Origin of the sequence: Halochromatium sp. (genome assembly GCF_046541315.1) — a bacterium.
Lineage (GTDB): Bacteria > Pseudomonadota > Gammaproteobacteria > Chromatiales > Chromatiaceae > Lamprobacter.
The window spans coordinates 1-3687 of the sequence record NZ_JBKHDN010000241.1; the positions used below are offsets into that span (position 1 = coordinate 1).

A 3687-nucleotide genomic window follows, 5' to 3' on the forward strand; every position below is an offset into this window, starting at 1 on the left:
AGCGCGGCCGAAGCCGGCGTCAGCGCCAGCACTGGGCTCGAGGTGGCGGTGCGCATGGGCGAGATCGAAACGGTCGAGCACACCCGCGACCATGGGCTCGGCATCACCGTCTACTTCGGCAAGCGCAAGGGCTCGGCGAGCACCTCGGATCTGAGCGCCGGCGCGATCAGCGACGCGGTTGCGCAAGCCTGCAGCATCGCCAAGCACACCCAGGAAGACCCCTGCGCCGGCCTGGCGCCAGCGGAGCTGATGGCGAGCGAGATCCCGAACCTCGATCTTGAGCACCCTTGGGGCCTCAGCGTCGATGACGCGGTGCGGCTGGCGACCGAGTGCGAGGACGCCGCGCGCGCCCAGGATGCGCGCATCGTCAACTCCGAGGGCGCCAGTCTCAGCACGCACGCCGGACTCAAGGTCTACGGCAACAGCCACGGCTTCGTCGGCGGCTATCCGAGCACGCGCCATGGTCTGAGCGTGGCCGTGGTCGGTAAGGTCGGCGACGACATGCAGCGCGATTATTGGTGGACCTCGGCGCGCGCGCCGGAGGATCTGGAGTCCGCCGCGAGCGTCGGCCGGCGCGCCGCCGAGCGCACCGTCGCCCGCCTCGGCGCTCGGCGCCTTGGCACTCGGCGCGCGCCGGTGTTGTTTCGTGCCGAGCAGGCGGCCGGGTTATTGCGTCATCTGTGCGGGGCCATCAACGGTTCCAGTCTCTATCGCAAGATGAGCTTTCTGCTCGATCAGCTCGGCGAGCCGATCTTTCCAGAGTTCGTGCAGCTCCGCGAGGACCCGCTGCGCCCGCGCGGGCTCGCCAGCGCCCCGTTCGATGGCGACGGCGTCGCGACGGCACCCAAGGACATCCTGCGCGACGGCGTGCTGCACACCTATCTGCTCGATCATTACTCGGCCTGTCGGCTCGGCATGACGACGACCGCCAATGCCGGCGGCGTGCGCAACATGACGGTCGGCATGAGCGACCGTGATCGTGCGGCCATGCTGCGCGAACTCGGCACCGGGCTGTTCGTGACGGACCTCATGGGCCAGGGCGTGAACAACGTCACTGGCGACTATTCGCGCGGCGCGACCGGCTTTTGGGTCGAGCATGGCGAGATCCAGTATCCGGTCGAGGAGATCACCATCGCCGGAAACCTGAAGGACATGTTCAAGGGGCTGGTCGCGATCGGCAACGACTGCGACTTTTCCGGCAGCACCGCCACCGGTTCGTGGCTGCTAGACGAGATGACGATCGCCGGCGAATGAACGGGAACTCGACCTCTGTGTCGGCGTCTTCCTCAGCCTCGGCCCGCCGCTGCCCGGCCAGGCCATGCGGTCGCGGCGCGCCCCATTCTCGACCGGGCAACAGGCGCACGCTCAGTGTAGACAGCGAGCCCAGGGTCCTGCGGCGGCCGGCAACCCGAACCGGCGAAGACCAACAGTGCCCCTCCCATGATCGATCCGAGTCAAGCCCTCGAGCAGACCATCGCCGTGATCGAGGCCGCCCCGGAATCGGCCGCCGCGCTCACGCTCTATGCGTTGGTGAATACGCTGGAGTACGACCGCGCCGGCCGTCTCTTCAAGCTCAGCAAGCTTGGCGATCTGGGGCCGGAGCAACGCCAGATCGCCTATGCGCTGATGGAGCGCTCGGTGGTCGAGGGCATCGGCGATCCGGCCTGGGTCGATGCCAAGGCGCGCCTCGACCGCGCCATTCGTGGGGTTTGAATGGCCTCAATGCCGGCGCGGCGTGATCTGCACCGGATGCTGCTTGATATAGGCCTCGTCGAAATCCAGTTCGATTGCGAAACCGCCCGCCTCCTCGCGCAGCTTGACCTGTTTGAGTTCCGGTAACCGCACCGCGAGCCAAGTCGTCATCGCCGCGACCTGGGGCTCGTCGTTGGCCAGAATCGCGTTGGCCAGGTTCGCGGCGACGAACTGCGCCTTCTGCGCCAACGCGGGCGTCAGCATCCGCTCGCCATCGATATCGATGCCTTGCGTCTCCATCTTGCGATCCATCTTGTCGAGATAGGCAGCTTGATAGTCGGACAACGCCTTGCTGCGGTCGTACTCGATCTGAGCGACTCCGTTCAGTAGCACGGCCATCATCGTACTCATCGTCATTGGTCAGGGATTCCTCTGTGCGATCTGTCATCTACAACCGATGATGGGCGCTGTTAGGCTTGTACATTAATTGTCGCATACCCACTACGACAACTCTACGCAGCGATCAAACATGAGGCCATTCATGGCGAACAAACCTTCGACAACCGGGCTCGCGGTTCCCAGCAAACGGCTGAGCCGTCTCTGGCACATGGGCCGTGCGACCACGGACTTCGCCAGCGGCATCGGCCTGCGCGGCATGCTCGACCTGGCCCGCAGCCGTGAGGGCGACGCGCAGCGCATCCGCCTGAGTCCGGCCGCCACCGAACGCCTGACCAACCGCCTCGCGCGCATGCGCGGCGCGGTGATGAAGATGGGACAGCTGATGTCGATGGATGGCTCGGATATCTTCACGCCCGAGGCCGCCGAGATCATGGCGACCCTGCGCGATCGCGCCGAGCCGATGCCGCTGAGCCAGCTCAACCGCGTGCTCACGGCCGAATGGGGCAAGGACTGGAACAAGCGATTCAAGCGCTTCGAGTTCAAACCCATCGCCGCCGCCTCGATCGGCCAGGTGCATCGCGCCGAGACCCGCGACGGCCGGCGTCTGGCGCTCAAGGTCCAGTTCCCCGGCGTGCGCGAGTCGATCGACAGCGACATCGCCAATCTCGCCTTTTTGAGCCGCAACTTCGGCATGATGCCGGAAGGCTTCGACCCGATGCCGATGCTCGAAGAAGCGCGCCGGCAGCTGCATGAGGAGGCCGACTACGAGGCCGAGGCGGCGTCCCTGCGGGCCTATCGCGCGCTGATCGGCGACGATCCGGACTTTCTGGTGCCGGCGGTGCATGCGGATCTCTCGACCGCGCGCATCCTGGCGATGGATTTCGCCGAGGGCATCTCGATCGACCAGCTCAGCGCCAGCGACTTCAGCCGCGCCGAGCGCAACCGCGTCGCCACGTTGATGGCGCGGTTGATGATCCGCGAGTTGTTCGAGTTCGCGCTGGTGCAGACCGATCCGAATTTCGGCAACTTCCTCTACGCGGCCGACTCGCGCCGCATCGTGTTGCTCGACTTCGGCGCCACGCGGGCGGTGCCGCCGGCGCTGATCGACGGCTATCGGCAGCTCGCCCGCGCCACGCTCGCCGACGACCGGGCCGGGATGCGGCAAGGCGCGAACGCGCTCGGCTACATCGGCAGCGAGGTGCCGACCGAGCAGGCTGAGCGCCTGCTCGACCTGATCCGCCTCTCCGGCGAGACCATCAGCAGCGACGGCCCCTATGATTTCGCCGACTCGACCCTGTTCGAGCGCGTCTTCGCGCGTGGCCGCGACATGTTCAACGACAAGATGTTCAGCCACATGCCGGAACCGGCGACCATGTTCCTGCAGCGCAAGTTCGCCGGCATCTTCATGCTCTGCCGGCGCCTGCGCGCGCAGGTCGATCTGCGCGCGATGCTGGAGCCCTATCTGGTCGATTCGAACCCCACCGGAAGGCTCAGCGAGCGATGCCGCGCAACCGACCTGGGTCGTTCGGGAACAGCGGACGACGCCAACTCGGCGACAGCCAGCTGACGGCTCGGGCTGGTTCTGCTTCCCGACGA

General features: G+C 66.4%; 4 protein-coding genes. 3 read left to right on the plus strand and 1 reads right to left on the minus strand.

Translation table 11 applies throughout. The annotated features are described in order from the left end of the window. Together pmbA and ACLFQI_RS12425 are read left to right on the plus strand one after the other, a co-directional pair. Positions 1 to 1254 (plus strand): metalloprotease PmbA (gene pmbA / locus ACLFQI_RS12420; RefSeq protein WP_410759777.1); only part of this gene is annotated, 1254 nt, incomplete at its 5' end. Positions 1255 to 1440: 186 nt separating this feature from the next. Continuing rightward, positions 1441 to 1713 carry a hypothetical protein gene (locus ACLFQI_RS12425; protein WP_410759778.1) on the plus strand — a complete coding sequence of 91 codons (273 nt, stop codon included), beginning with the start codon at positions 1441 to 1443 and terminating at the stop codon, positions 1711 to 1713. A gap of 6 nt (positions 1714 to 1719) precedes the next feature. Here ACLFQI_RS12425 and ACLFQI_RS12430 read toward each other — a convergent pair whose 3' ends face one another. Next, positions 1720 to 2109, minus strand: a complete 390-nt coding sequence (locus ACLFQI_RS12430; RefSeq protein WP_410759779.1) for a hypothetical protein — start codon at positions 2107 to 2109, stop codon at positions 1720 to 1722. A gap of 124 nt (positions 2110 to 2233) precedes the next feature. Between ACLFQI_RS12430 and ACLFQI_RS12435 the strand changes: the two genes are divergently transcribed. After that, positions 2234 to 3658: an ABC1 kinase family protein gene (locus ACLFQI_RS12435; protein WP_410759781.1), complete on the plus strand. Its 1425-nt coding sequence runs from the start codon at positions 2234 to 2236 to the stop codon at positions 3656 to 3658. Positions 3659 to 3687: the final 29 nt, after the last annotated feature.

Excerpts from the sequence above, each read along its gene's own strand:
- ACLFQI_RS12435 (WP_410759781.1), top strand. The coding sequence starts at position 2,234 with ATGGCGAACAAACCTTCGACAACCGGGCTCGCGGTTCCCAGCAAACGG.
- ACLFQI_RS12425 (WP_410759778.1), top strand. The coding sequence starts at position 1,441 with ATGATCGATCCGAGTCAAGCCCTCGAGCAGACCATCGCCGTGATCGAG.
- ACLFQI_RS12430 (WP_410759779.1), bottom strand. The coding sequence starts at position 2,109 with ATGACGATGAGTACGATGATGGCCGTGCTACTGAACGGAGTCGCTCAG.